This is a genomic window from Paraburkholderia sp. BGA-UO-ETr-F12 (genome assembly GCF_059567945.1).
Genome location: NZ_JCAQOZ010000064.1, coordinates 20,339 through 42,836 on the forward strand (window position 1 = coordinate 20,339; position 22,498 = coordinate 42,836).

Genomic DNA, 22,498 nt, shown 5'->3' on the forward strand with positions numbered 1-22,498 from the left:
CTGTACCGCTTCGATGGTGAAGACGGGCAGCACATGCTTTACTTAAACAGCGCGTTCTTCTCGTGCGGCGTAGCAGGTGTCATCGGAGAAAATCGTGTCTGCGTTGTCCGATTCCATGGTTCTTCAGCGCGCCAGCAATGCGCCGGCGCGGCGCGGTGCGAGCCGCCGGATTGCGGCGCTGCGCGGACTCGGTGCGGCAGTGGTCTGCGCGCTGTCGCTAGGCGCATGTGTCGATGTCAGCATGCCCGACTACAAGCGGCCCGATACGCCCGCCAAGGGATCGTGGTCGGATCAGAAAGGCACGCCGGTGTCGGCGGCCGCGACGATCGAACCGGACTGGTGGAAAGGCTTCCACGATCCGTATCTGGACACGCTGGTCGCGAAGGCCATTTCAGGTAACTTCGATATCAAGGTGCTGGCCGCGCGCATCGACGTGGCCAGCACGCAGATCGGCGAGGCTAAGGCCGGTGCGCTGCCGACCATGGATCTTGGCGGCGGCGCCGATTTCGAAAAGAGTACGAGACAGACGTTTGCCAAGCAGTACAACGTCGCCACCCGGGTGAGTTGGGACATCGACATCTGGGGCAAGGTGGAGAAGGGCGTGCAGGCCCAGAAGGCCGAATTTCACGCAAGCGAAGCGGATTGGCGCGCCGGTTATCTGGAACTGGTCGCGAACGTATCGAGCGCCTATTTTCAGATCCTGCAGTTCGACGATCAGATCGAGCAGCAGCAACAAACGCTCGTCACGAACCGGCAGATTCTCACGATCTACGAAGGCCAGCGCCGCAACGGCCTCATACCGCAAACGCAGGTGCTGCGCCAGCAGGCCGAAATAAACCGCCTGACGAATCAGTTGCTCGAATTGCACCGCTCGCGCGATGTCGCGAACAACGCGCTGTGCACGCTGCTCGGCGTGCCGGCGGGCGAGTTCCAGTTGCCGAAGGGGCATTTGCAACAGCGCGTGCAATTGCCGGTGGTGCCGGAGGGCTTACCTGCTCAACTTCTGGCGCGGCGTCCCGACGTCGTGGCCGCTGAGTTCAGGGTACTGGAAGCCTATAACCTGGTCGGCGAGGCCAAGCTCGCGCAACTGCCCACCATCAACCTCACCGGCCACGGCGGCACCGCAAGCTTCGCACTGACTGATCTGCTGAAGTCGTTCACGTACGGATTCATGCCCAGCATCAATATTCCGCTTCTCGATCCCGGTGTGCGGGCTCATGTGAAAGTCACGCAGGCGCAATCCACGGTTGCCGAACAGCAGTACCGCGTCGCCGTTATGGGGGCGTTCGAGGAAGTAGAAAACGCGTTGGTCAATCTGAACTCGCATAAGGCGCAGCGCGTGGAATTGCAGCAGGAAGTATCGCGTCTGCAGATCGTTGCCGAGCAGATTCAGTCGCAGTTGCGCCTCGGCGTGGTGTCGCAGCTGGAAGTTTTCGAAACTGAACGGACCTTGCTGGAAGCACAGCAGGAACTGCTCGCCAACCACCAGTTGATTCTGTCCGACACGGTGCTGCTCTATAAGGCACTGGGCGGTGGCTGGCCGAGCGTGGATGTACAAGCCGAAGTAAAGGAACACTGAGCTAATCGGTGACAGGGTGCGTGTGGCGTATTTCGACTGCATATGACGCATGAATGGCTTATACAACCGACGATGTGGAAATTGACACTTGCCATGTGTGACTTAAAATTTGTAAGGAGCCGGACTCTGCGTGGCTCTCCAGAAAATCCAGTATTCGCCGTAGTTCTTCCTTCCGTTCCTCCTGTGCTTTCGACGCAGCGGGTAAACGATTAGTGATCCAGATAAAATGACGGCCGGCGAAACCCCGATAGCTGAGATGCGCGCGACATTGGACGCCACGTTCGACGTGGTGCTGTCGCCGGTTGCGTCCGCGCAGCGTCCCGCACTCGACGCGATCCGGATCGTCGACAGCCTGTTTGCGATCGGCCGAAGCGACCCGCCGTTTAGCGATTACCCGGCCGAGCGGATTGCCCGCCTGTCACGCCGCCATGCGCGGATTTTCACGGAGCACGGCGCTGTCTATGTCGCCGACCTTGGCAGTAAGAATGGCACGACGCTCAACGGCGTTGCGGTGCGGCAAGCGCCAGCGCGGGTGCGTGCCGGCGACGAACTGTGCTTCGGCGGCGAGCTGTGCTATCGGGTGGGTATCGAACCGCGTGCGCGGATTGTCGCCGCCGCGACGGCGGCGCCGGTGCCTGGCCTGCTGCTGGTGCCGCAGCGCGACGACCTTGGGCTTCTGCCAATCGACGTGCAGGCGTTTCCATTTCTCATCAGCAAGACAGACGAGGTTTTCGCGCGCTACAAGGATCGCTATCCACACCAGGTCAACTACATTTCGCGGCGTCATGCGCATGTCTTTCTGAAGAGCGGCGAACTCTACCTGGAAGATCTCGGCAGCACCAACGGCACATTCGTCGGCGGAAAGCGGCTTGACGAAGCAGCCGTGCCGCTTGCGGAGGGAGACGTCCTTGCATTTGGCGGCGATCACTTCGTCTACAGGGTGACACTGAAACAACCCTCGGACGTCGAGCCGACCGTGACCCAGCTATCCCCCAACGCAGCAGCCGGCGAAGCAGCCGATGCCGACAAGACCACCTTCGTCGGCGCCGCGCATTCGTTCCTCGATATCTTTTGCGTCGACCCAGGGCTACAGCGGGAAGATGAAGTCAACGAGCAGGCTCACGCTGCCGCCACACACGCGAAGCGCGATACGCACACTGGCGGTGAAAACGGTGCAAGCGGCACTGGCGGTACCGGCGGAACCAACGGCAAGCAGGGCTCGAACGGCTCATATGGTCCACATGTAGCCAAACGCCGCCCGCAACGTTGGCGGCTGCTCGCGGGCGAACTCCGAAATGCCTTTGCAGGCGGTGAGCGTACGATCGAGCGTCGCGCCGTGTGGGGAAGCTGCGTCGCCCTTGCCGTTCTGCTGGCCATCGCGCTGACCTTTTACATGCGAGGTTCATCGGAGCGCGACCTGCGAAATTTGCTGGCGAGCGGCGAATACAGCAGCGCGGTGACGGTGGCAAACGACTACCTGGCCCACCACCCCGACGACACGAAGATCGGCGCGTTAGCGAGCGAAGCGCTTCTGAAGGCAAAACTCCCCGGTTGGTTGAACGCGTTGCAAAAGGCGCAGTTCGACCAGGCCGACGCGTTGCTCAAGGATATGCGTGCGTTGAGTACGAACAATGCGGACGCTGCGTCTCTGGTCGGTGAATTGCAATGGGTGGGCGACCTGGAGCGCTTCGTCACGGGGCGCGGCGGTGTGGAGGCGCCAATCCGCATGTACGCGGACGAGAGCACCATCAAGGGCCTGCTGCAACGCTGGGAAGACGATGCGAAGGGCCATCAGCGCGCGCTCGACCGCATTGCCTCCTATGTGCCAGTGTTTGCGGAGCCGTACGCGCAGGCGCTGAGCCATCTGCGCAAACTGGAAAGCGACGACTCGGTGTACATCGCCGCCATCGACCGCCTGAACGGCACCATTCGCACCGAGCTGGTGCGCGACAAACCCGACGCGCTGCCTGCCGTCCTCGACGATTATGCGCAGCGCTATCCGCGTCTGGCCGGCCTCGACCGAGTACGGGAAGATCTGCGGCTCTACACGGAGGTGTTGAACGCCGCGCTCAGCCGGCAATTGACGTCCTTGCTCACATTGCTGAAAACGGTGCGTTTCAGCACGCCGCCATTTCAGGCGCAGTTCCAGCAACTGGCCGCGAGCCGCCTGCCGTCGCCGGACATCATCCAGCGTCACGATGCGGCGAGCGCAGCGTGGCAGCGCGGTGATACCCAGCAGGCCGTAAGCGACTTGCAGGCCATGCCGGCCGGGCCGTGGTCGGACGTGATCGCCACGGAACGGGCGCATAAGAAAGCGTTGCTCGATCAATTCGCCGACTTGCAGAAGATCCGTGGCAGCAAGGACTACGAGCAACGCCTGCTGTCGTTCTACGCCAGTCTCGATCCGACAGCGGATGCGTGGTTCGTGCAATCGATCCAGAAAGACGTCGCCGCTTTGCACGACAAAGCGCTGGCGCGCGCGCAAGACCTGTTGCTGCGCGCGCAGAGCCTTTGGAAACAGTATCGGGCGAATGGCCCGATTGGCGGCACGCAACGGCTCGAAGCGGGGATCTCGCCCGGCTTTCGTAGCGCGGCGCGTCTGCTATCCGATGCACAGGCGGCGGCGCAGCAGGGGATGCGCATCTATACGCAACTGAAGGCGGATCACCCCGCCGATTTTGACAGGCTGCTGGCGGATATCGACGCCGAGGCGGATTTGCAGCGCCGCTCGCTGACCGAGTTGCGCATGGTGCTTGACCCTGGGCTGTTGAAGGCGAAGCTGGCGTTGATTGGAGGCGAGCAGAGTGAAACGCGACAATCACCCTAGACCGTTGTCGGAGGCGCTGGAGGACCACAGCGTCGAAGGCATTGCGATTCTGACCGCGGAGCCGGTGAGAATCGCTCGCGCGCTGATCTGGGCGATGGTCGCGCTGGTGGTGGCCGGCCTCCTGTGGTCGTTCGTCGGGCGCGCGGATGTGATCGTCAGCGCACAAGGCACGCTGTCGCCGGAATCGGAGGTGCGCCGCATTTACGCGCCGATCGACGGTGAGCTTGCCGACCTGTACATCGCCGAGGGGCAACCCGTATCGAAGGGCGACGTGCTGGCGCGACTGAACGCGCGCGGCGCGATCGAAGCCGCGAGTAACGCGCTGCAGGCGCAACTCAAGCTCGAAGACGCCGAGCGTGACTGGAAGCAGTTCCCTGAGAAGAAGGCGCTAATGGAGCGCAAGGCGGCCGCGTTGAAAGCGCAGATGGAGGTCGAAGCGCATCTGCACGAAAATCGTGTTTCCGAAGGCACGACGAAGCTCGCCGAAGGCCAGAAGGCCGAACTCGACGAAGCGCGCAGCGTGCTCGACAATGCGCGCCGCACGCGTGAGGCGGCGCGTCAGGAATTGGACCGCTATTCGCAACTTTTCGCCCAGCCGGGTGGCGGCGGCATCGCCGAGCTGCAGGTAGAGCAGAAACGGACCGCCGCGCTGGAAGCGGATAACGCCTACCGCGTTGCGCAATCGAAACTCGCGGAGCTGGATTTTCGTCTCAGCCATGAATACGCGCAGGCCAACGCGCAACTCGAAACCAGCGGGCAGCAGACCACCGACCTACAACTTCAGTATGACTCCGCAGTTCGCGACATCGCGGATGCGGAAGACAAGGCACGCCTGCAATTGCAAAGCGCGCGCCTCGCGGCGGAGGCCGCCGCGCGGATTCGCTTCGAGAATATCGACAAGGACAATTTCCTGCTGATCCTCGCGCCGGTGTCCGGCGTCATTACCGACGTGACCTCCACCCAGCGGGGCGACAAGATTCAGGCGAACGCGCCGCTCGGCGGCATCGCGCCGAAGGATGCGAAACCCGTGCTGAAGATCGAAATCGCCGAGCACGACCGGGCCTTCCTTCATGAAGGCCAGCCGGTGAAACTGAAGTTCAACGCCTTCCCATACCAGCGCTACGGCTTGATCAACGGCACGCTTGCCTATATTTCGCCGGCCACCAAGCCTTCGTCGCAGGACAAGCAGCCGGTATACGAAGGCCGCGTAACGCTGGAGAAGAACTACTACCAGATCGCCGATACCCGCTATCCGCTTCGCTACGGCATGACGGCGAATGCGGAAATCGTGGTGCGCGAACGGCGCCTGATCGATCTGGGTCTCGATCCTTTCAGGCAGGTCGCGGGATGAGCGCGGACGACACATCAATTCAAGGAGCGGATGACATGACTGCGATAGTACGAATCGACGATGAAGTCGTGGACGTTTCCGAGTTCATTCGTCTTCTGAAACTGACCGGCCAGTTCGAGAGCCTGATCGAGCAGATCGTGCGCGACAAGCTCACGGTGCACGCGGCGAAGAAGCAGGGCATCGCTGTCACAGCGGACGAAATCCAGCAGCGTGCCGATCAGTTTCGCCGCGTGCGCGGTTTGCATCGCGCAACCGATATGAATCAGTACCTCGACGCGCTTGGCGTGAACCTCGACGAGTTCGAAGCGTTCATTACCGATGGCCTGTATCAGGAGAAGATGCTAGACCTGGTTGGCAACGAGGCGGCGATCAAGGATTACTTCGCGCTCAACTCGCCGAAGTTCGATGCAATCGAAGTGAGCCATATCGTGTTGGACAGGGAGGGCAAGGCGAAGGAAATGATCTCGTACCTGCGCGACGATCCCGACAGTTTCGCCGACATGGCGCGCGAGCATTCAATTGCGGATACGCGCGAAGCGGGCGGGGTGATCGGCAAAGTGCTGCGCGGATCGCTGAAGCCGGACATCGAGGCGAAGATTTTCAACGCGGCGGTGGGCGATCTGCTCGGACCGTTTCCGTCGGCGGATGGTTCATGTTTCGAGATTTTTGCCGTGACGGCGAAATATCCGGCAACGCTCGATGCGGACGTGGCCGCTGAAGTCAGGCGCTTGCTGCGCGAAAGCTGGTTGATTGCGCGAGCGCAGGAGCATGTGATTGAAGCGCGCTGACCGCGTACTTCGCATTGCATTGCCCGCCACGCAACAGCGCGATGTAACGTAAAGCAAAGCCACGCACAGCCGAATCGAGGTCCGCAAGCATATGGATGCCCCCCAGACCGCGCCCTCCGCCGCCGAGTTTCTCACCTCCGTGGAAATTCTCTCGCCGTTCTCGCGCGAAGAGATCGAGCGTCTCGCCGAGTACGCGCAAGCGCGCTTCTATTCGTTCGGTGAAACAGTATGCTCGGCGGGCGAAACGGCCGACGGTCTTTACGTGGTGCGCTCAGGGTCGGTACGGATCTTCACCGAGGAGCATGGCAAGGAAACCAGCATGGGCGTGCGCAAGACCGGCGAGATCTTCGCCGACATTGCGATGTTGCGCACGTACGTGCATGAAGCTTCGGTGCGGGCTTCGGCGAAAACGGAATTGCTGTTCATTCCCCGCGCCGCGATCGAACCCGTGCTCGCCGGCAATCAGGCCGCCCTGGCCTTTATCGCGAGCTACGTGGCAATCAACTCGGCGGGCGGCTTCGTCGCGCAATTGTTCGATCTGCGCGGCAAGCTCAACAAGGCGGAACTCGAAGAGTATGTGCGCAGCGTCGGCGTGAAACGGGTGGCCGCCGGCAAGGAAATCCTCAAGCAGGACGGGCGCGATGACCGTCGGCTCTATGTGGTTCGGCAGGGCGAAGTGCGCATTGTCCGCCATGAGGAAGGCCACGACTACACGCTCGCGACGCTGGGCGAAGGCGAGATTTTCGGCGAGAAAGCCTGTTTGATGCGACAGGAGCAAATGGCGTCGGCCGTGGCGACGACCGATACACGGCTGCTGGTGATCCCCGAGCGCACGGTCCATTTCATTCTGGAGCGCAATCCGAAGCTGCGTGAAGTCCTGGATGAGCGGATCCGTTACGGCGAGCGCGAGCTGCAAAGGCAAAAACGCCTCGAGCAGCGCCGCAAACTGCCGCTGATGCTCGATCTGCAAACCAAACCCGAGTTCGGTGAAAAGGTTATCAAGCGCTTTGCGCTGGTTGAACAGGCGGAAGAAATGGATTGCGGCGCGGCATGTCTCGCCATGGTCTGCCGCCACTACAACATCCCGATGACGCTCGGCAAGCTGCGCGAACTCGCCAATGTGACCACGCAGGGCGCGACGCTCGACAGCCTCGCGCGTGCGGGCGAATCGCTCGGCTTCACCGCGCGCGGCGTGCAATGCACATTCGATTCATTACGCGGTTTCGATCTGCCCTTTATCGTGCATTGGGAGGGATACCACTACGTCGTGGTGTACGGGCTTTCGAAAGACTACGTCTGGGTCGCGGACCCGGCACTCGGCTTCAGGAAATTGACGGTTGAGGATTTCGAGCGCGGCTGGAGCGGCACCTGCCTGCTCTTTACCGGTGGACCGGATCTCTTGCAGATGTCGGCCGCGCGTTCACCATGGATACGCTTCGTGGGCTATCTCAGGCCGTATAAGAAGATTCTCGGCCACCTGTTTCTCGCCACGTTCGTTATTCAGGTGCTGGGCGTGATTCCGCCGCTGATTATCCAGAACATTCTCGACGGGGTGATCGTTCACCAGAACGTCAGTCTGCTGCATCTGCTGATCGGCGGCCTGATCATTGCCAACGTGTTTTCGCAATTGATGTCGTCGATCCGCGCGTATCTCGCCAATTTCATGGTGCGCAACATGGACTTCGCGATGATGTCGCAGTTCTTCAAACACACCCTCTCGCTGCCGTTCTCGTTCTTCGCCAAGCGTAAAACGGGCGACATCTTCGCGCGCTTCCAGGAGAACCAGACGATCCGCGCCTTCCTCACCGAGTCCACGGTGACCACCGCGCTAAACCTGCTGATGGTGTTCATCTATTTCACGATCATGTTTGTCTACAACGTGAAGATGACGCTCGTATTGATCGCCTTTGTGATTCCGATTATGGCGTTGACGGCGCTGGCCACGCCGAAGATCAAGAACTACGCGCGTGAGGTGTTTACAGCATCGACCGAATCGAAGTCATTTCTGATGGAAGCGCTTGCCGGGGTCGAGACGGTCAAAGGTATGGGTATTGAGCGGCCGGTGCGCTTGCGCTGGGAAAAGAAATATGCGAAGGCGCTCGAGGTGCAATACCGGGCGCATGCTTTCAATATTCTGGTTGGGCTTGGCAGTCAGTTGCTGAACGCGGCGACCACGATCGCCATTCTTTGGGTGGGGGCGAATCTGGTGCTGGCGCGCGAAATGACCATCGGCCAGTTGATCGCTTTCAATGCCTTCATGGGCAGCGTGCTGGGCCCGCTGATGGGCTTGGTCGGGCTGTGGAGCATGCTGAACGATGCGGGCGTGGCGATGGAACGCCTCGGCGACGTGCTCGACATCGAGCCGGAACAGAAGCCGCAGGACTTGCCGTCGCGCGTAATGCTGCCTGATCTGCAAGGCGAAATCAGTCTCAGCGGGGTCTATTTCCGCTACGCCGAAAACGATTCGGCGTACGTGCTGGAAAATATCAGCTTCGACATCAAGCCAGGCGAACTGGTGGCGATTGTGGGCCGCAGCGGTTCCGGCAAGACCACGCTCGCGAAGCTGCTGGTCGGTTTCTACACACCGACCGAAGGCAAGATGACGATCGACGGCTACGATCTCGGCGTGGTCGATAAGGCCTATTACCGCGCGCAGATCGGCTATGTGATGCAGAGCAATCTGCTGTTTTCCGGCACGATTGCCGAGAACATTGCAAGCGGTGACGATGCGCCCGAGCGGCGACGCATCGAGGAAGTCGCGAAGATGGCCGACGCTCACGCGTTCATCAGCAAGATGCCGCTTGGCTACGAGCAGATTGTTGGCGAGCGCGGCATTGGCTTGTCCGGTGGGCAGATCCAGCGTTTGTGCATCGCCCGGGCGCTTTACCACGACCCGCGTCTGCTGGTTTTCGATGAGGCGACCTCGGCACTGGACTCGCAATCGGAAAGCAATATTCTCGGCAACATGCACGATATTCTGCAGGGCCGAACGGCGGTGATCATCGCGCACCGGCTCAGCACCATCATGCGCGCGGACAAGATTCTGGTGCTGTACGAAGGGGCGATCGTCGAACAGGGCCGTCACGATGAACTGATTCAACGCGGCGGCATGTATTACCAGTTGGTCCAGAAACAGTTGAGTGCGTGATGAAGATACTCGACCAGGTTGAGGAACCCAGCCCGGCGATTTCCTACGCAGGGCTGATCGAACGCATCGAGATTCTGCGCTCCACGCTGCGCTGGTCGTCCCGGCTCGAGCGTGCCGATATCGACAAGCTGCTCCGGCAAGCCACTTCCTTACGCGACGAGGTCATGCAACTCTCGCACAAGGAGCGCTTTGTACAGGCTGCCACGGCTGCGGAGCCGGTCGTTGCTGCCGATCAATCGCGAGGCGCGCGCAGAAAGGCGTTGATCGAGCGGAGTTTCATTTTCGAAGGGACATTCGGCGACAATCCGCGTTTGCTGGAGTCGCTCGAAATTGCCGAAAAAGCGGCGCCGACCGATCTGCCCGTATTGATCGACGGCGAAAGCGGCACGGGCAAGGAGCTGATGGCGAAGGTGATTCACGCGAATGGCGCGCGCTCGGACAAGCCGTTCATTTCCGTGAATTGCGGCGCAATTCCGGACAATCTGCTGGAATCGGAATTGTTCGGTCATCGCAAGGGCGCGTTCACAGGGGCATCGAATGATCGCAAGGGAAAGTTCGAAAGCGCGCATACCGGTACGATCTTTCTCGACGAGATCGGCGAGCTCCCGCTGGCCGGTCAGGTGAAACTGCTGCGCGTTCTGGAAGCGCACGAGATTCAGCGCGTGGGCTCCGATGAGACGATTGCGGTCGATACGCGTATCGTCGCGGCGACCAATCGCAATCTTCGGCAGCTCAGCGAGGAGGGCAAGTTCCGCGAGGATTTGTTCTACCGTCTCAGCGTGATTCACGTCACCTTGCCGCCGCTGCGTGAGAGACGCGATGAGATTCCGCTGCTGATTGCATGGTTCGGCGATGAGGCCGCCGGCACGCTGAAACGCAGGCCCGTCAGATTGACGCCGCGTTTACGCGACTTTCTGCTGAACTATGCGTATCCCGGCAATATTCGTGAACTGCGCAACGTGATGTATCGCGTCTCGTGTCTGGCGGGCGAGGTGGCGGATGTCGATCATCTGCCGGTGGACATGCGGCCGGCCGCTCCGGGTTCAGCCACGGCTGTGTCCCATGCGGAAAAAGCGACGGGACAGGAGCCGATCAGCGTGGCGAACCTGATGTCCCTGAGCGACGCAAAGCGCGCCGCGAGCGACGACGCCGAAAAGGCCTTCCTGGAGCGCGGCCTTCGGGAGGTAAGCGGTACCGTGGCGGAATTGGCGCGGCGCATCGATATGAATCGCTCGCATCTGCAAATGCTGCTGAAGAAGCACGGCCTGCATTCAAAGGACTTTCGCAACCGCAACGCACCGCCTACGGGCAGAAACGGTACTGACGAGCACGACGACGAAGACGCCGATAGCTGAAACGGGGTGTCTTGCGTGACGCGCGCTGCTACGGCCATAGCGCATCCGGTGCCGCTTTTTTCAGATCGGTGCGTTCAAGGCGCGGGGTTCAGCAAGGTTTTGTCGGATGCGTACGGGTCTTCTGCTTGCACGACTACCGCCGTGACATTGTCACGCCCGCCGTGAGCAAGGGCCAGCTCGACCAGTTCATCGGAGGCGCGCTCACATGCCACCGAGGTCAGCACCGCCAGTATCTCCGCATCGCTGACTTCGTTGCTGAGGCCATCGCTGCAGAGCAGGAAGACGTCGCCATCCGCAACTTCGATTGCATCGTCATCGAGTTCGAGCACGTCCGTGGCGCCCACCGCGCGCGTAATCATGTGCTGCGCCGGATGATGCCGCGCCTGTTCGTCGGTAATCACGCCGAGCGATTTGAGCTCTTCCACCTGACTGTGATCGCGTGTGAGCTGCCGCAATTGTCCTTTGCGATACAAATAGAGGCGGCTGTCGCCGGCCCACAAATAGGCGCAGAAGCGGTCGCAGGCGAGCAGCACGATGACCGTGCTGCCGATCCTTTGCACCTGGCGGCGCGCGGCTTCGTCCCGCAGTTGACGATTGGCTTTTTGCAGCCGTGCGCGCGCGTCGGCGACGCCGGTTTTCATCGCGGCCGGTGGCGCAAGGCGGCTCAGCGCATCGATCACCAGACGGCTTGCCAGATCGCCGACCGCATGCCCACCCATGCCGTCGGCGACGGCCCAGCGCCCGGGTTCGGGCTGGTCGAGGCAGGCATCTTCGTTGATTTCACGGACGCGTCCGACGTCGGAACGCGCGGACGACGTCCATCGAAATTGGCTCGGACAGGTCACAAGAGCTACACCGTATCGTTTCTGCTGCGCGCGTCCGGGGAGACGTTGATGTTCGAGTTCGCGCCCGTGTTGCGCACATCCACGGACTGGAACGTGTTGATCATCTGGTTAGCATAGAAGTTGTTCGAAATGTCGTACAGGTTCACAACCGGACCAATGCTCGGCGTTTCCCGCACATAGGGCTGAATCCAGCCGTACACCCACGGCGCACCGCCGCCGCCGCGGATCGCCGCCATCGCTTTACGGTCGAGCGCGAGGTTGAGCGAGAGGTCGTTCACACTGATGGAAGCCATGTCGTTCTCCGGTTGGCCGCGTGCACCGGGCGCGCGATTGAATAGGATCTGGACGTGACGGTGCAAGTGCCATGCCAATTTGCGACGCACGCGCACGCTTTCACGTAACGCCTTGATTGCGCGGCGATTCCAGACGCTTGTCCAGGCGGCAACGGTTCACGCGGCAATGCGGAGGTCGGGCGGTATCCAACATCCGGGCGCGCACACCGGTGGCGGACCCAACACCTTAGGCAGGTTGCCGGGCTCTTGCAGTGGCACGCACGGCCGCTCTTCAAGTAAGTCGGGATGATCGACGCTGGCCAACACATCGGCGTCTTTTCTGTCGGCTCATAACGGACACCTGCTCCACCCGGCACCGCCAGAAACGCTTCCCAGCCCTTTAAATAAAGGCTTTTCCTCGCCTGGCCCGGATGATGCAAAAGACCTCGCAACAGTGTTGGATATTGAAGCGAGGCCAGCCATGAACACCCACTTTCTTCCGGCAAGCAGCGAAGACCGCGACGCGCACTGCGATGAAGCGCTGAGCATCGACTTGCCGATCGGCGCGCATCTCGTCACGCAACGCCGAGGCTATGAACATCATGGCATTTACGTCGGCAATGGCCGTGTGGTCCATTACGCGGGTTTTGCGAGCTCGGCGCATCGTGGTCCCGTGGAAGAGGTGGAATTGGCCCGCTTCGCGGCCGGTCACGCATTGACGATCCGCCCGACGCTGAGCGCCCGCTATGTCGGCGATGAAGCCGTGCGCCGCGCGCGCTCCCGCCTCGGAGAAAACCGGTATCGCCTGCTCACCAACAACTGCGAGCACTTTTGCGCGTGGTGCCTGCTTGGCGAAAGCCGCAGCGAACAGGTGCATTGCTGCCTGAGGCATCCGCGCGCCGGTGTGCTCACGCTGGTGTGTCTGGTGAAGGCGTTTGTCGAGCGGGCTGCGAGGAACGATCAGGCAGCCGCACAGTTCGCCTGAGCGGACGTGATCGAACGTGATCGAGCAGGAACGAGTTCAGCAATTCAAGGGTTTGAGGATTCAAGGAGCGCATCATGATTACGGCAGAAAAGACCTTGCACTGGGCCGTCGATAAATGGCTCGCGCCGACACCGTCGATGCCCGCGCGCGTCGTGCGGTTCTGCCACAGCGCGTCTGCCCAGCAGCGTTACGTCTGCGTGGAGGCGTTGCGCCCCGGCGGCCTGCTGTCGATCTTCTTCTTCCGTCATGCCGACGGCTCGTGGAACGTGTTTCCGCCGCAAGCCGAGCGGCCCGCCATGAACGGCTATCGCCGTGCGGCAGTTTGCTAGCGTGATGCGAGCGAGCCCGCTTCCTTGACGATCCACTGGCTGAACAGCGTCATGGCCGGCGTCATCGGTTTGCCCTTCAACCACGTCAACCAGTAGCTGCCGGCGTGAACCTCCACGTCGAATGGGCGCACCAGGCGGCCCGTGTTGATCTCGTGATCGAACATTAGCGCGGGCGCCAACGCGATGCCCGCGCCCTGCATCGCCGCCTCCACCATCAATCGCGAAGAATCGAACACCGGTCCACGAATTGGCCGCGGCGGAATGCCGGCGGCCGCGAACCAGCTTGCCCAGTCATCGACCCGATAAGAGCGCAGCAAGGTTTCATTGGCGAGATCCGCCGGTTCGGCGAGGCGCCGCGCGATGTCAGGCGCACACAGAATCGCGAGCGGCGCGTCGAGCAGCCGGGTGGCGAGCGAGCCAGGCCAGGTGCCGTCGCCGAAACGAATTGCGAAGTCGAGGCCTTCCGTGGCGAGATCGACCAGATTGTTGTTGGTGAGCAGGCGCAATTCGACAAACGGATGCGCTTCGCGAAACGACTTGAGCCGCGGCATCAACCAGCCTACCGCGAAGGTGCCCACCACGCCGACCGTCAACACCTCGTGAAAGTGGCCGCCCTCGAACTGCTTGAGCACGGCTTCGATGCGATCGAACGCATCGGTGAGCACAGGGCGTAGCGCGAGGCCTTCGTCCGTCATTGCGAGTCCGCGAGGCAATCGTTTGAATAGCGTCGTGCCGAGTCGCTCCTCCAGCGTCCTGACCTGCTGGCTCACCGCGGCCTGGGTGACGTTCAACTCGAGCGCGGCGCGCGTAAAGCTCAAATGCCGCGCGGACGATTCGAAGGCGCGCAGCGCGTTCAATGGAAGATACGGTCTCATGGCGGAAGCATAAGTTTTTCTTGGGGACCGACTAACTTATCATCGTTTGCCAACGCGCGGTGGAACTCCGATAGTTGCGACTTCACATAAGGAGCGGCGATGATCACAAGACGGAAATTCGCGGGCGCGATGCTTGGTGTTTCGATAGCTGGGGTTGCGGTTGGCAGCGGTGGAGCGTTTGCGAAAGTGGTGAAGGCGGGCGCCGTCAAACAAGGCGGCGCGGTCAAGGCGGAGGCCATCCGCCAACGGCTTGCGCAGATCGAAGCGGAAAGCGGCGGACGGCTGGGCGTCTCGATCCTCGACACGACGTCCGGATTGCATACCGGTTTGCGCACGGACGAGCGGTTTCCGATGTGCAGCACGTTCAAACTGCTGACAGCGGGTTTTGTTCTGATGCGCGTGGATCACGGGCAGGAGACTCTGGAGCGGCGCGTCGTATTCTCAAAAGGCGACCTTGAACGGTATTCGCCGGCGACCAGCCGGCACACCCGCGAGCTGACCGGTGAGGCGGGGATGAGCGTCGCCGACTTGTGCAAGGCGGCCATTACGCTCAGCGACAACACCGCGGCCAATCTGCTGCTGGCAAGCTTCGGCGGTCCCGCTGCTTTGACCGCGTTCGCACGCAGTATCGGCGATGGCGTCACGCGTCTGGACCGTAACGAACCGACTTTGAACGAAGCGACACCCGGCGATCCGCGCGACACCACCACACCCAACGCAATGCTCGGCGATCTGCGCGAACTGCTGCTGGGCGAGCGCCTTTCCGCGCCGTCGCGTGCGCAATTGCTGGCCTGGCTTGCCGCCAATCAGACCAGTGGCGAACGGATTCGCGCGAAGCTGCCGAAGGATTGGGGCGTCGGCGACAAAACCGGCTCGGGCGATCACGGCACGGCAAACGACGTTGCGATTCTGTGGCCGCCGGGACGCGGGCCGATACTCGTCACGGTCTACCTCACCGAGACAAGCGGCGATGCGGCGCGCTGTAATGCGGCGATTGCCGATGTGGGGGAGGTGGTGGTGGCGTCGGTCTGATGGGGTGGGCTGGCCGCAGATGAAACGGCGGTTGAGCTTCGCACGACGCCGCCGGTCACGGCCAGCCGTTGCGCGACGCACCCGGGACGCGTGGCCGCCGCCTAAGTGAATCTTGTCCGCTTCAGAGGCCGGAAGTCTTTGCAGTTTGACAAGATTCCCATCGAAGCAGATAATTCGCTTTGCCTAAGGGCCACGATAAATACCTGACTAGCAGCAGACGGTCGGCTATCCGTGGACTTAGGCATTTTCATTTCCGGGACGAGTCGCTGCTTTTTGCATCTCCGGCCTGGACGTCGACCTCGACTTCGACGCCGCAATTTCCTACCCCTCGGCTACACCGGTTCGGTCGTGATTTCGACGACTGGCTCGCGCTTCCAGATCAGAAGTCCATTTGCCTCCCAGCGCTCGATAACTGCAGGATCGTCTTTCGCGTAAGCGCTTGCCATCCAGTGCATGTTCGGTTTGTTTGCTGAATCCGGCACGTCGACGCGAATCGCGACAAGCAGCGGATTTTTGCCGTCAGGCATTTCGATCGTAACTACCACAATGCTATCGCGCTCAGTGGCTGATTCATACACCGCGACGGGTTTGAGGATCAGTTCTCGCAGCGAGGCGACCGTCTCGGGAGGTAGGCCATGTTTCTCCATCACTTTGAGAAGCAGGCGAACGGACGTGACAACCGCTCGATCGGATAAGTTGATCGCCGCCAGCGTTTCCTTCGTAAAACGGCCGATGAGAACCTGATGACGGTAGTCGCTGTCCGTAAGATCCCCTCTTTGATGTCTCCGCAATAGCTCTGCTGTCAGCTCTACTGACAGATCGAAGCGTGCAAATCTGCTCATTGATGCCTTTGTATTTTCGCCTTCCAGGCACCCAGGAAGATTGGAATTTTATCTGCGCTGCCAGAGCAAAAGGCATCTCTTTATAGTGGGTTCCGTCGCGACCGCGTATCCGCTGAAACAGGCAGAAATGACCCTGCTTAGCCGTGCAGTATTTGCTTTCGATCCGTTGCATCGCAGAGGAACCAATGTCGGCTATGAGAGGACCGCGTCATGGCGTAAAATTTCAGCTTCCCTATGGAGCAACGTGACTAACGCGAACTCATGCCAACGCCTGCGGACAAATCAAACTCAAAGGAAACCGAGGGCGTGGCCGTCATCGATCGCGCTTGCGCGATCCTGTTCGCCTTCCGGCCGGATGACGCCGCCCTCACGCTCGCCGAACTCGCGGCGCGCACGGGGCTCTACAAGAGCACGTTGTTGCGGCTCGCCGGCTCGTTGATCCAGCATCGCCTGCTGCTGCGTCTGGACGATGGCCGCTATCAACTTGGCCCGGCCACTTTTATGCTCGGCGCCCTGTATCAGCGCAGCCTGAACGTCGGCGATATTCTGGTGCCGCTGATGCGTGAACTGGCGGAAACAAGCGGTGAAAGCGTGTCCTTCTATGTGCGCGACGAAGCAGTGCGCGTGTGCCTGCATCGTGTGGACTCCACCCATGCGGTGCGTTTTCACGTGCGCGAAGGTGACGTGCTGCCGCTGGAAAGCGGCTCGGGCGGCCATGCGTTGCTGGCGTTCGGCGGCACGCCGGGTGCACCGTACGAGAAGATTCGCGAGGACTTCTACTGTGTGTCGATCGGCGAACGCGATCGGGAGACGGCAGGGATTTCAATGCCGGTATTCGGCGTGCGTCAGAGCTTGCGCGGCGTGCTCACGCTCGCGGGCCCGAGTTCGCGCATCGATCAAGCGTTTTTCGAGCGCAATCTCGACGCATTGTTCGATTGCGCCGCGCGTGCCACGGATGCGTTAGGCGGCGACTCGCGCGCCATGCGCAGCGCGCAGCGGCGCGCTGCCGCGCTTCAGGACAGGTGACGTTCGGGCTTGCCTGTGTAGATGTAGCCCATTTGGCGCGGCATCGGGCCTTTGTTGCGCTCGTTGCGTCCGCGCTGCTCCCACGCATGCGACAGAATCCCGACCGCGCGTGACAGGCAGAACACGCCGCGTGCCAGCTCCGGCGCAAAACCCAGTTCCGCGTAGATCACGGCGGTTGCGCCGTCGATATTCATCGGTACGGGCTTGTTCTTGCGCCGCTTGAGCAAGGCTTCAATGCCGCGCGCAATCGCGGCGTATTGCCCCCGGATACTCTTTTGTTCGACGTTCTCATCCACGAGTGCAAGAAGCCGGACGGCTCGCGGGTCGACCGGATGAAAGCGGTGTCCGAAGCCGGGCAGGTACTTGCCGTGCTCCGCGGTAAATGCATCGACTCCTTGCTCGACCGCGCCTTCCAGCGCGGCGCCGGCCTTCATGAGCGCAGCGATGGAATCGTACAGTTCGACTGCCTGCTGGCCCGCTCCGCCATGCACGTCGTCCAGCGCATTGATCGCCGAGGCCATTGCACCGTTCAACGGCAAGCCGCAACTGGTCGCCATTCGCGAGATTGCAATCGACGGGGCGTGCGGGCCATGATCCACCGACGCCACCAGCGCCGCTTCGAACAGGCGCGCTTGCGCGGCGTCAGGCAGTTCTCCGCGCAGCATCAGCCAGATCATTTGCGGAAAGCTGACGTTGCCAATCAGTTCCTGAATCGGAAAACCTCGTACCTTGATCGAGCCCGGATGAATATCGATGATCGAGGTGCTCCAATACTCGGCGGCGAGCTTGGCAGCGTCGAATGCTTGCGTCATGTTCAGATCACTCCTTCGGAGCGTAGGTGGTCGATTTGTGCGTCGTCGTAACCCAGCGCGGCGAGCTGCTCGCGCGTGTGAGCCGATAGAACCGGCGCGGGCGTGGCCGGCGCAGTATCGGCATCGGAGAGACGAAATCCCGCGCGAGTCACGCGTTGCCGCTCAGTCGCGCTGTTGCCCGGAAATTCGCGGATGAACTCGCGCGATTCCAGATGCGGATGAGCGAGGATCTCGGGCACCGACATCACGCGTCCGGCCGGCACGCCTGCTTCGAAAAATTTGGCTTCCCAGTTTGTCGCACTGTCACTCGCCAGCGCCGCTTCGATTTCAGCCTTCAATGCCGCGCGATTCGCTTTGCGTGCATTGCGCTCGGAAAAGCGCGCGTCGTCGAGCAGATCGGCGCGGCCGATCAGGTGGCACAGGCTCGCGAACTGCTTGTTCTCGTTCGCTGCGATATTGAGCGGTCCGTCGCCGGTTTCGAAGGTGCCCGAAGGCGCGGCGGTGAAGTTCTCGTTACCCATCGGCACGGGCGTGACGCCGGCATTCAGATAGTTCGAGACGACCCAGCCCATTGTCGCGAGCGTGGCTTCGAGCATCGAGACGTCGAGCATGCGGCCATGCCCGCTTGCGCGGGCGTCCACCAGCGCGGCGCAGATGCCAAATGCGGCGGTGAGACCGCCTACCGTGTCCGACACCGGATAGCCGACGCGCAATGGCGCGCTGTCGGCGTCGCCGGTTACGCTCATTACCCCCGAAATGCCCTGGATGATCTGGTCATAGGCGGGGCGCTTCGAAAACTCGCCGTCCATGCCGAAGCCGGAGATCGCGCAATACACGAGCTTTGGATTCACCTCGCGCAACGCGTTGAAATCGAGGCCGAGCCGCGTCATCACACCGGGCCGGAAATTTTCGACCAATACGTCGGCGGTTTTGACGAGCTCGCGCAAGATGGTCTTGCCGCGTGGATCCTTCAGATTGAGCGTGAGGGATTGTTTGCCGGCATTGACCGCAACGAACGAGGCCCCCATGTTGCGCGTCGACGCTTCCTTGTCGGCACCCAGACGCCGGGCAAGATCGCCCCCCTCGGGATGCTCGACCTTGATTACCTCGGCGCCCAGCAATGCGAGCTGATACGCGCAGAAAGGGCCGGCCAATACATTCGATAAATCCAGTACCCGCACTCCAGCCAGCGGCAACGTCATCTTTGAAGCCTCTTGTTCAATGCGCTCAGTTGCGCTCGATTGCGCTCAATGCGAAATTTCGTCGAGATTGCGATTGTTGGTGCGCGGCCCGAAGAGACCGATCGCGCCCATCACCATTACCATCGACAGCGTGATCAACGCGAACACGCCCGGCACCTGGAAGTGGCGCAGCGCGAAGGCGATCATGAAGCCGGAGAACATCGCGGATAAGCGCGACATCGAGTAAACGAAACCGACGGCGCGCGCCCGCAAACGGGTGGGGAACAGTTCGGTCTGGTACGCGTGATAGCCGACCGACAGCAGCGTGCCGCACAGCGTGATCAGCACACCTAGCGTCATTAGCATCGCAGGCGAGGTTTGCGTTGCGAACAGGCTGCCGAACACGGCGATGCCGAGTGCCGACAACACGATCAGGGTCTTGCGTTCGATGCGGTCCGCGATCGCCATGCCGATTAGCGGTCCGAACGGATTGGAGATCGCAATGACGAACGAATACAGCAGGCTGTGCGTAATCGTCACGCCCTTGGAAACCAGCAGCGTCGGCACCCATGATGCGAAGCCGTAGAAGCCGATCGCCTGGAACAGGTTGAAGACGAGCATCGTGATCGCGCGCTTGCGATACGGCGGCTGCCAGATTTCGCGGAAAGCGGCCTTGGTGGTAGCCGGCTCGACAGCCGGCACCGGTGCGGGCAAGGGCTTGCCGTATTGCCGGGCGACTTTTGCTTCGATCGCTTGCAGAACCTGTTCGGCTTCGGCGGCGCGGCCTTGCTGGGCGAGCCAACGCGGGCTTTCCGGCACGCGCCGGCGGATGGCCCACACGATCACCGCGCCGAGTGCGCCGACGATTACGACCCAGCGCCAGCCGTCCACGCCGAACGGCGTTTGCGGCACCAGCCACCAGGCGAGCAGGGCGACCGACGGCACGGCGGTGTACTGCACCAGATGAACAAACGCGAAGGCGCGGCCACGCAGGTGTTTCGGCACGAGTTCGCTGACGTAGGTGTCGATCGTCACCAGTTCGACGCCCACGCCGATGCCCGCGATCAGGCGCCACAGGTTAATGGCCGGCGCGGTGGTTTGCAGGGCCATGATCAGCGTGGCCGCGGAATACCACAGTAGCGAAACGGTAAACACGGTTCGTCGACCGTAGCGATCCGCCAGACCCGCGAGAAAGAAGGTACCGATGAAGAGTCCGGCGAATGACGCAGCCACGAACGCGCCCAGCCCGGATACCCCGAAGAACGAAGCGGTTGTGGTTGCATAGAGTCCGCTTTTGACGAGGCCGGGGCCGACATACGCGGTGAAAAACAGGTCGTAGAACTCGAACCAGCCGCCGATCGACAGCAGGAATACCAGCATCCATATCGTGCGCGTGGCGGGCAGGCGATCGATGCGCGCATTGACGCCGGGCGTGAGCGCCTGCGCGCCGGTGCTTGAAGCGGGCGACGCGCCGGGTGCGTCGAGCGGCAGGCTTGCCATGGAATCCTCCTTGGGAGTCTCTTGCCTATGTCGTTCTGTCTAACAGAACGACGTTCTATTTAATGAGTGTGCTGAGGTTAATCCTTGTGGTGGTTGGCAGGAATTCGGGGTTTTACCTAGCCGTCAGGCCGCGATCCGCGCGAGCGTGCCGAGACGGGCGCTGAATGAAAGCCGGCTTGCGCGCGTATTCGATGGTGGGGTTCGGCCGTGCCGGAATAATCGCGGTCGGGGAGTTTTTCAACTCGATGCGACGGAGGCGCAGTGCACGAGTGCAGGGCATGAAACAAAGTTGCTTCGCCGTATACAATTCGGCAGCGCCTGATTTTCGCCTAATACTCACCTGATCCCACTCATGCAGAATCCGACCCGGGCCTTTCTTCTCGGTCCGCTCCTGAAAGGCGTTTCCCGCTCCTTCTACCTCACGCTGCGCGTGCTGCCCGCCGGGATGCGCGATCCGATTGGCCTCGCATACCTGCTGGCGCGCGCGGCCGACACTATCGCGGACACGTCGCTGATCTCGCCAGAGCAACGCCTTGCGCTGCTGCTGTCGCTGCGCGGCCGGATCGACGGCGCGCCGGATGACGGCGCACTGTTCCAGCGTCTGGCAACCGAAGTAGCGGGGCAGCAGGTCCAGTCCGATGAAAAGGTCTTGCTGGAATCGCTTGCACCCGCGCTCGAGGTGCTCGCGCAACTGAGCGAGTCGGACCGCAAGGCCGTACGCGAAATCGTCTCGACGCTGACCGAAGGCATGGAGTTCGACCTTCGCGCGTTCCCCGACGAGCGTTCCGGGCAGATCGCCGCGCTGCGCGAATATGCGGAACTCGACCGCTATACCTATCTGGTGGCTGGCTGCGTCGGCGAATTCTGGACCACGATGACTTACGCACACATGCCCGGCACGCTGAAAGAGCGGCCCGAGACCATGGCGCGCCGCGGTGTGCGTTTCGGCAAAGCGCTGCAGATGACCAACGTGTTGCGCGATTGCGGCAAGGACTTGCGGATCGGCCGCTGTTACCTCCCGCAGACGATGCTCGATCAATACGACCTGAGCGTGCAAGACCTGCTGCTGCCGGCGAATTCCGCTCGCGCGAGGCCTCTGATGGTCGAACTCGTGCGCGGTGCGCTGGATCATTTCCGCGAGGCGCTCGACTACACGCTGGCGATTCCCGCGTGGTCGGTGCGTTTGCGTCTCGCCTGTTTGTGGCCGATCCTGATCGGCCTGGACACGCTGTTGTTGCTGGTGGATAACGCGGCCTGGCTCGATCCGGCCAAGGTCTCCAAGGTCCGGCGCAACCACGTGTACGGAATCATCGCGTCTTCGCTGCTGCTGGTGCCTTCGAATGGACTGGTGCGCGCGACTGTTGAGAAACGGATCAAGCAGATCGAAGCACGATTTTGAGTGTCGGGTTCGCATCTGCAGATGCTTCGTTATCCGTTTTAATTCGAATGCATTGGACAAAAGACGTGCAACCCATGCCGCGTCTAAAAACCATTACACGTTAATGGCGCTGCCAGATAATCCGTTCAGCATGGCCGTGCGGACCCGCTGACCCCTCCTTGCCTGCGCATCCAGAACTCCGACGCTCCCGGTTCCGGCATCTGCGCGTGGCGGCGATATCTTTTCACCAGCACTGATCGCCCGCAATATCCTAACGGATAGCCCCGCATAGCAGTTTCACGCGAAAATCCGCTTCACTTAATCTGCATCATTGAATTGCTGCCAATCGGGAAACCCCTAGCATCCTGAGTCG

Annotated in this window: 18 protein-coding genes; 11 read left to right on the plus strand and 7 right to left on the minus strand. The window is 61.4% G+C overall.

From position 1 onward, the window contains the following. Positions 1 to 115 precede the first annotated feature (115 nt). From AC57B6_RS31920 to AC57B6_RS31945, 6 genes are all read left to right on the plus strand, one after another. On the plus strand, positions 116 to 1,579 hold the full coding sequence (locus AC57B6_RS31920; RefSeq protein ID WP_496422880.1) for an efflux transporter outer membrane subunit: 1,464 nt from the start codon (positions 116 to 118) through the stop codon (positions 1,577 to 1,579). A 226-nt stretch (positions 1,580 to 1,805) separates the two neighbouring features. Then, a complete protein-coding gene (locus AC57B6_RS31925; RefSeq protein WP_496422819.1) occupies positions 1,806 to 4,406 on the plus strand; it encodes an FHA domain-containing protein in 2,601 nt (866 codons plus the stop codon). Continuing rightward, positions 4,384 to 5,757 carry a beta-barrel domain-containing protein gene (locus AC57B6_RS31930; protein ID WP_028195059.1) on the plus strand — a complete coding sequence of 458 codons (1,374 nt, stop codon included), beginning with the start codon at positions 4,384 to 4,386 and terminating at the stop codon, positions 5,755 to 5,757. The genes AC57B6_RS31925 and AC57B6_RS31930 overlap by 23 nt, the downstream gene beginning before the upstream one ends. Positions 5,758 to 5,792: 35 nt before the next feature. Then, a complete protein-coding gene (locus AC57B6_RS31935) occupies positions 5,793 to 6,545 on the plus strand; it encodes a peptidylprolyl isomerase (RefSeq protein ID WP_183797364.1) in 753 nt (250 codons plus the stop codon). A gap of 91 nt (positions 6,546 to 6,636) precedes the next feature. Continuing rightward, on the plus strand, positions 6,637 to 9,693 hold the full coding sequence (locus tag AC57B6_RS31940) for a peptidase domain-containing ABC transporter (RefSeq protein ID WP_028195057.1): 3,057 nt from the start codon (positions 6,637 to 6,639) through the stop codon (positions 9,691 to 9,693). After that, positions 9,690 to 11,048: a sigma-54 interaction domain-containing protein gene (locus AC57B6_RS31945; RefSeq protein WP_046572511.1), complete on the plus strand. Its 1,359-nt coding sequence runs from the start codon at positions 9,690 to 9,692 to the stop codon at positions 11,046 to 11,048. The genes AC57B6_RS31940 and AC57B6_RS31945 overlap by 4 nt, the downstream gene beginning before the upstream one ends. 74 nt (positions 11,049 to 11,122) lie before the next feature. Here the strand turns inward: AC57B6_RS31945 and AC57B6_RS31950 are convergent, their stop codons facing one another. Both AC57B6_RS31950 and AC57B6_RS31955 read right to left on the minus strand, forming a co-directional pair. Further along, on the minus strand, positions 11,123 to 11,893 hold the full coding sequence (locus AC57B6_RS31950) for a PP2C family protein-serine/threonine phosphatase (RefSeq protein WP_106354636.1): 771 nt from the start codon (positions 11,891 to 11,893) through the stop codon (positions 11,123 to 11,125). 5 nt (positions 11,894 to 11,898) lie between these two features. Further along, a complete protein-coding gene (locus AC57B6_RS31955; protein ID WP_028195054.1) occupies positions 11,899 to 12,186 on the minus strand; it encodes a hypothetical protein in 288 nt (95 codons plus the stop codon). 460 nt (positions 12,187 to 12,646) lie between these two features. On the opposite strand from AC57B6_RS31955, the gene AC57B6_RS31960 reads away from it, so the two are divergent. Next, entirely contained in the window at positions 12,647 to 13,150 is a 504-nt protein-coding gene (locus tag AC57B6_RS31960) for a lecithin retinol acyltransferase family protein (RefSeq protein ID WP_496422820.1), read from the plus strand. A 74-nt stretch (positions 13,151 to 13,224) separates the two neighbouring features. Continuing rightward, positions 13,225 to 13,479: a hypothetical protein gene (locus tag AC57B6_RS31965; protein ID WP_028195052.1), complete on the plus strand. Its 255-nt coding sequence runs from the start codon at positions 13,225 to 13,227 to the stop codon at positions 13,477 to 13,479. On the opposite strand, the gene AC57B6_RS31970 is transcribed toward AC57B6_RS31965, so the two are convergent. Beyond that, positions 13,476 to 14,354 (minus strand): LysR family transcriptional regulator, encoded by an 879-nt coding sequence (locus tag AC57B6_RS31970; protein WP_028195051.1) that lies wholly within the window; start codon positions 14,352 to 14,354, stop codon positions 13,476 to 13,478. The two genes, AC57B6_RS31965 and AC57B6_RS31970, sit on opposite strands and share 4 nt — an antisense overlap. A 99-nt stretch (positions 14,355 to 14,453) precedes the next feature. On the opposite strand from AC57B6_RS31970, the gene bla reads away from it, so the two are divergent. Next, positions 14,454 to 15,386 (plus strand): class A beta-lactamase, encoded by a 933-nt coding sequence (bla, locus tag AC57B6_RS31975; RefSeq protein ID WP_028195050.1) that lies wholly within the window; start codon positions 14,454 to 14,456, stop codon positions 15,384 to 15,386. A gap of 332 nt (positions 15,387 to 15,718) precedes the next feature. Here the strand turns inward: bla and AC57B6_RS31980 are convergent, their stop codons facing one another. Continuing rightward, positions 15,719 to 16,228 (minus strand): MuF-C-terminal domain-containing protein, encoded by a 510-nt coding sequence (locus AC57B6_RS31980; protein WP_029673787.1) that lies wholly within the window; start codon positions 16,226 to 16,228, stop codon positions 15,719 to 15,721. Between the two features lie 306 nt (positions 16,229 to 16,534). On the opposite strand from AC57B6_RS31980, the gene AC57B6_RS31985 reads away from it, so the two are divergent. Further along, positions 16,535 to 17,254: an IclR family transcriptional regulator gene (locus AC57B6_RS31985; RefSeq protein ID WP_244144128.1), complete on the plus strand. Its 720-nt coding sequence runs from the start codon at positions 16,535 to 16,537 to the stop codon at positions 17,252 to 17,254. Here AC57B6_RS31985 and AC57B6_RS31990 read toward each other — a convergent pair. From AC57B6_RS31990 to AC57B6_RS32000, 3 genes are read right to left on the minus strand one after another with little or no spacing between them, the layout of a single operon-like run. Beyond that, complete coding sequence (locus AC57B6_RS31990) at positions 17,242 to 18,066, minus strand: citryl-CoA lyase (protein WP_281665030.1); 825 nt, start codon at positions 18,064 to 18,066, stop codon at positions 17,242 to 17,244. The genes AC57B6_RS31985 and AC57B6_RS31990 overlap by 13 nt on opposite strands. Positions 18,067 to 18,068: 2 nt before the next feature. Next, the gene (locus AC57B6_RS31995; protein ID WP_029673784.1) at positions 18,069 to 19,268 is read right to left on the minus strand and encodes a CaiB/BaiF CoA transferase family protein; all 1,200 of its coding nucleotides are present in this window, start codon (positions 19,266 to 19,268) and stop codon (positions 18,069 to 18,071) included. 45 nt (positions 19,269 to 19,313) lie between these two features. Continuing rightward, a complete protein-coding gene (locus tag AC57B6_RS32000; RefSeq protein ID WP_029673783.1) occupies positions 19,314 to 20,747 on the minus strand; it encodes an MFS transporter in 1,434 nt (477 codons plus the stop codon). A 352-nt stretch (positions 20,748 to 21,099) separates the two neighbouring features. Between AC57B6_RS32000 and AC57B6_RS32005 the strand changes: the two genes are divergently transcribed. Then, positions 21,100 to 22,146 carry a phytoene/squalene synthase family protein gene (locus AC57B6_RS32005; RefSeq protein WP_496422821.1) on the plus strand — a complete coding sequence of 349 codons (1,047 nt, stop codon included), beginning with the start codon at positions 21,100 to 21,102 and terminating at the stop codon, positions 22,144 to 22,146. Positions 22,147 to 22,498 lie beyond the last annotated feature (352 nt).

Excerpts from the sequence above, each read along its gene's own strand:
- AC57B6_RS31980 (WP_029673787.1), bottom strand. The coding sequence starts at position 16,228 with ATGAGCAGATTTGCACGCTTCGATCTGTCAGTAGAGCTGACAGCAGAG.
- AC57B6_RS31965 (WP_028195052.1), top strand. The coding sequence starts at position 13,225 with ATGATTACGGCAGAAAAGACCTTGCACTGGGCCGTCGATAAATGGCTC.
- AC57B6_RS31960 (WP_496422820.1), top strand. The coding sequence starts at position 12,647 with ATGAACACCCACTTTCTTCCGGCAAGCAGCGAAGACCGCGACGCGCAC.
- AC57B6_RS32000 (WP_029673783.1), bottom strand. The coding sequence starts at position 20,747 with ATGGCAAGCCTGCCGCTCGACGCACCCGGCGCGTCGCCCGCTTCAAGC.
- AC57B6_RS31940 (WP_028195057.1), top strand. The coding sequence starts at position 6,637 with ATGGATGCCCCCCAGACCGCGCCCTCCGCCGCCGAGTTTCTCACCTCC.
- AC57B6_RS31990 (WP_281665030.1), bottom strand. The coding sequence starts at position 18,066 with ATGACGCAAGCATTCGACGCTGCCAAGCTCGCCGCCGAGTATTGGAGC.
- AC57B6_RS31935 (WP_183797364.1), top strand. The coding sequence starts at position 5,793 with ATGACTGCGATAGTACGAATCGACGATGAAGTCGTGGACGTTTCCGAG.
- AC57B6_RS32005 (WP_496422821.1), top strand. The coding sequence starts at position 21,100 with ATGCAGAATCCGACCCGGGCCTTTCTTCTCGGTCCGCTCCTGAAAGGC.
- AC57B6_RS31925 (WP_496422819.1), top strand. The coding sequence starts at position 1,806 with ATGACGGCCGGCGAAACCCCGATAGCTGAGATGCGCGCGACATTGGAC.
- bla (WP_028195050.1), top strand. The coding sequence starts at position 14,454 with ATGATCACAAGACGGAAATTCGCGGGCGCGATGCTTGGTGTTTCGATA.
- AC57B6_RS31955 (WP_028195054.1), bottom strand. The coding sequence starts at position 12,186 with ATGGCTTCCATCAGTGTGAACGACCTCTCGCTCAACCTCGCGCTCGAC.
- AC57B6_RS31920 (WP_496422880.1), top strand. The coding sequence starts at position 116 with ATGGTTCTTCAGCGCGCCAGCAATGCGCCGGCGCGGCGCGGTGCGAGC.
- AC57B6_RS31995 (WP_029673784.1), bottom strand. The coding sequence starts at position 19,268 with ATGACGTTGCCGCTGGCTGGAGTGCGGGTACTGGATTTATCGAATGTA.
- AC57B6_RS31970 (WP_028195051.1), bottom strand. The coding sequence starts at position 14,354 with ATGAGACCGTATCTTCCATTGAACGCGCTGCGCGCCTTCGAATCGTCC.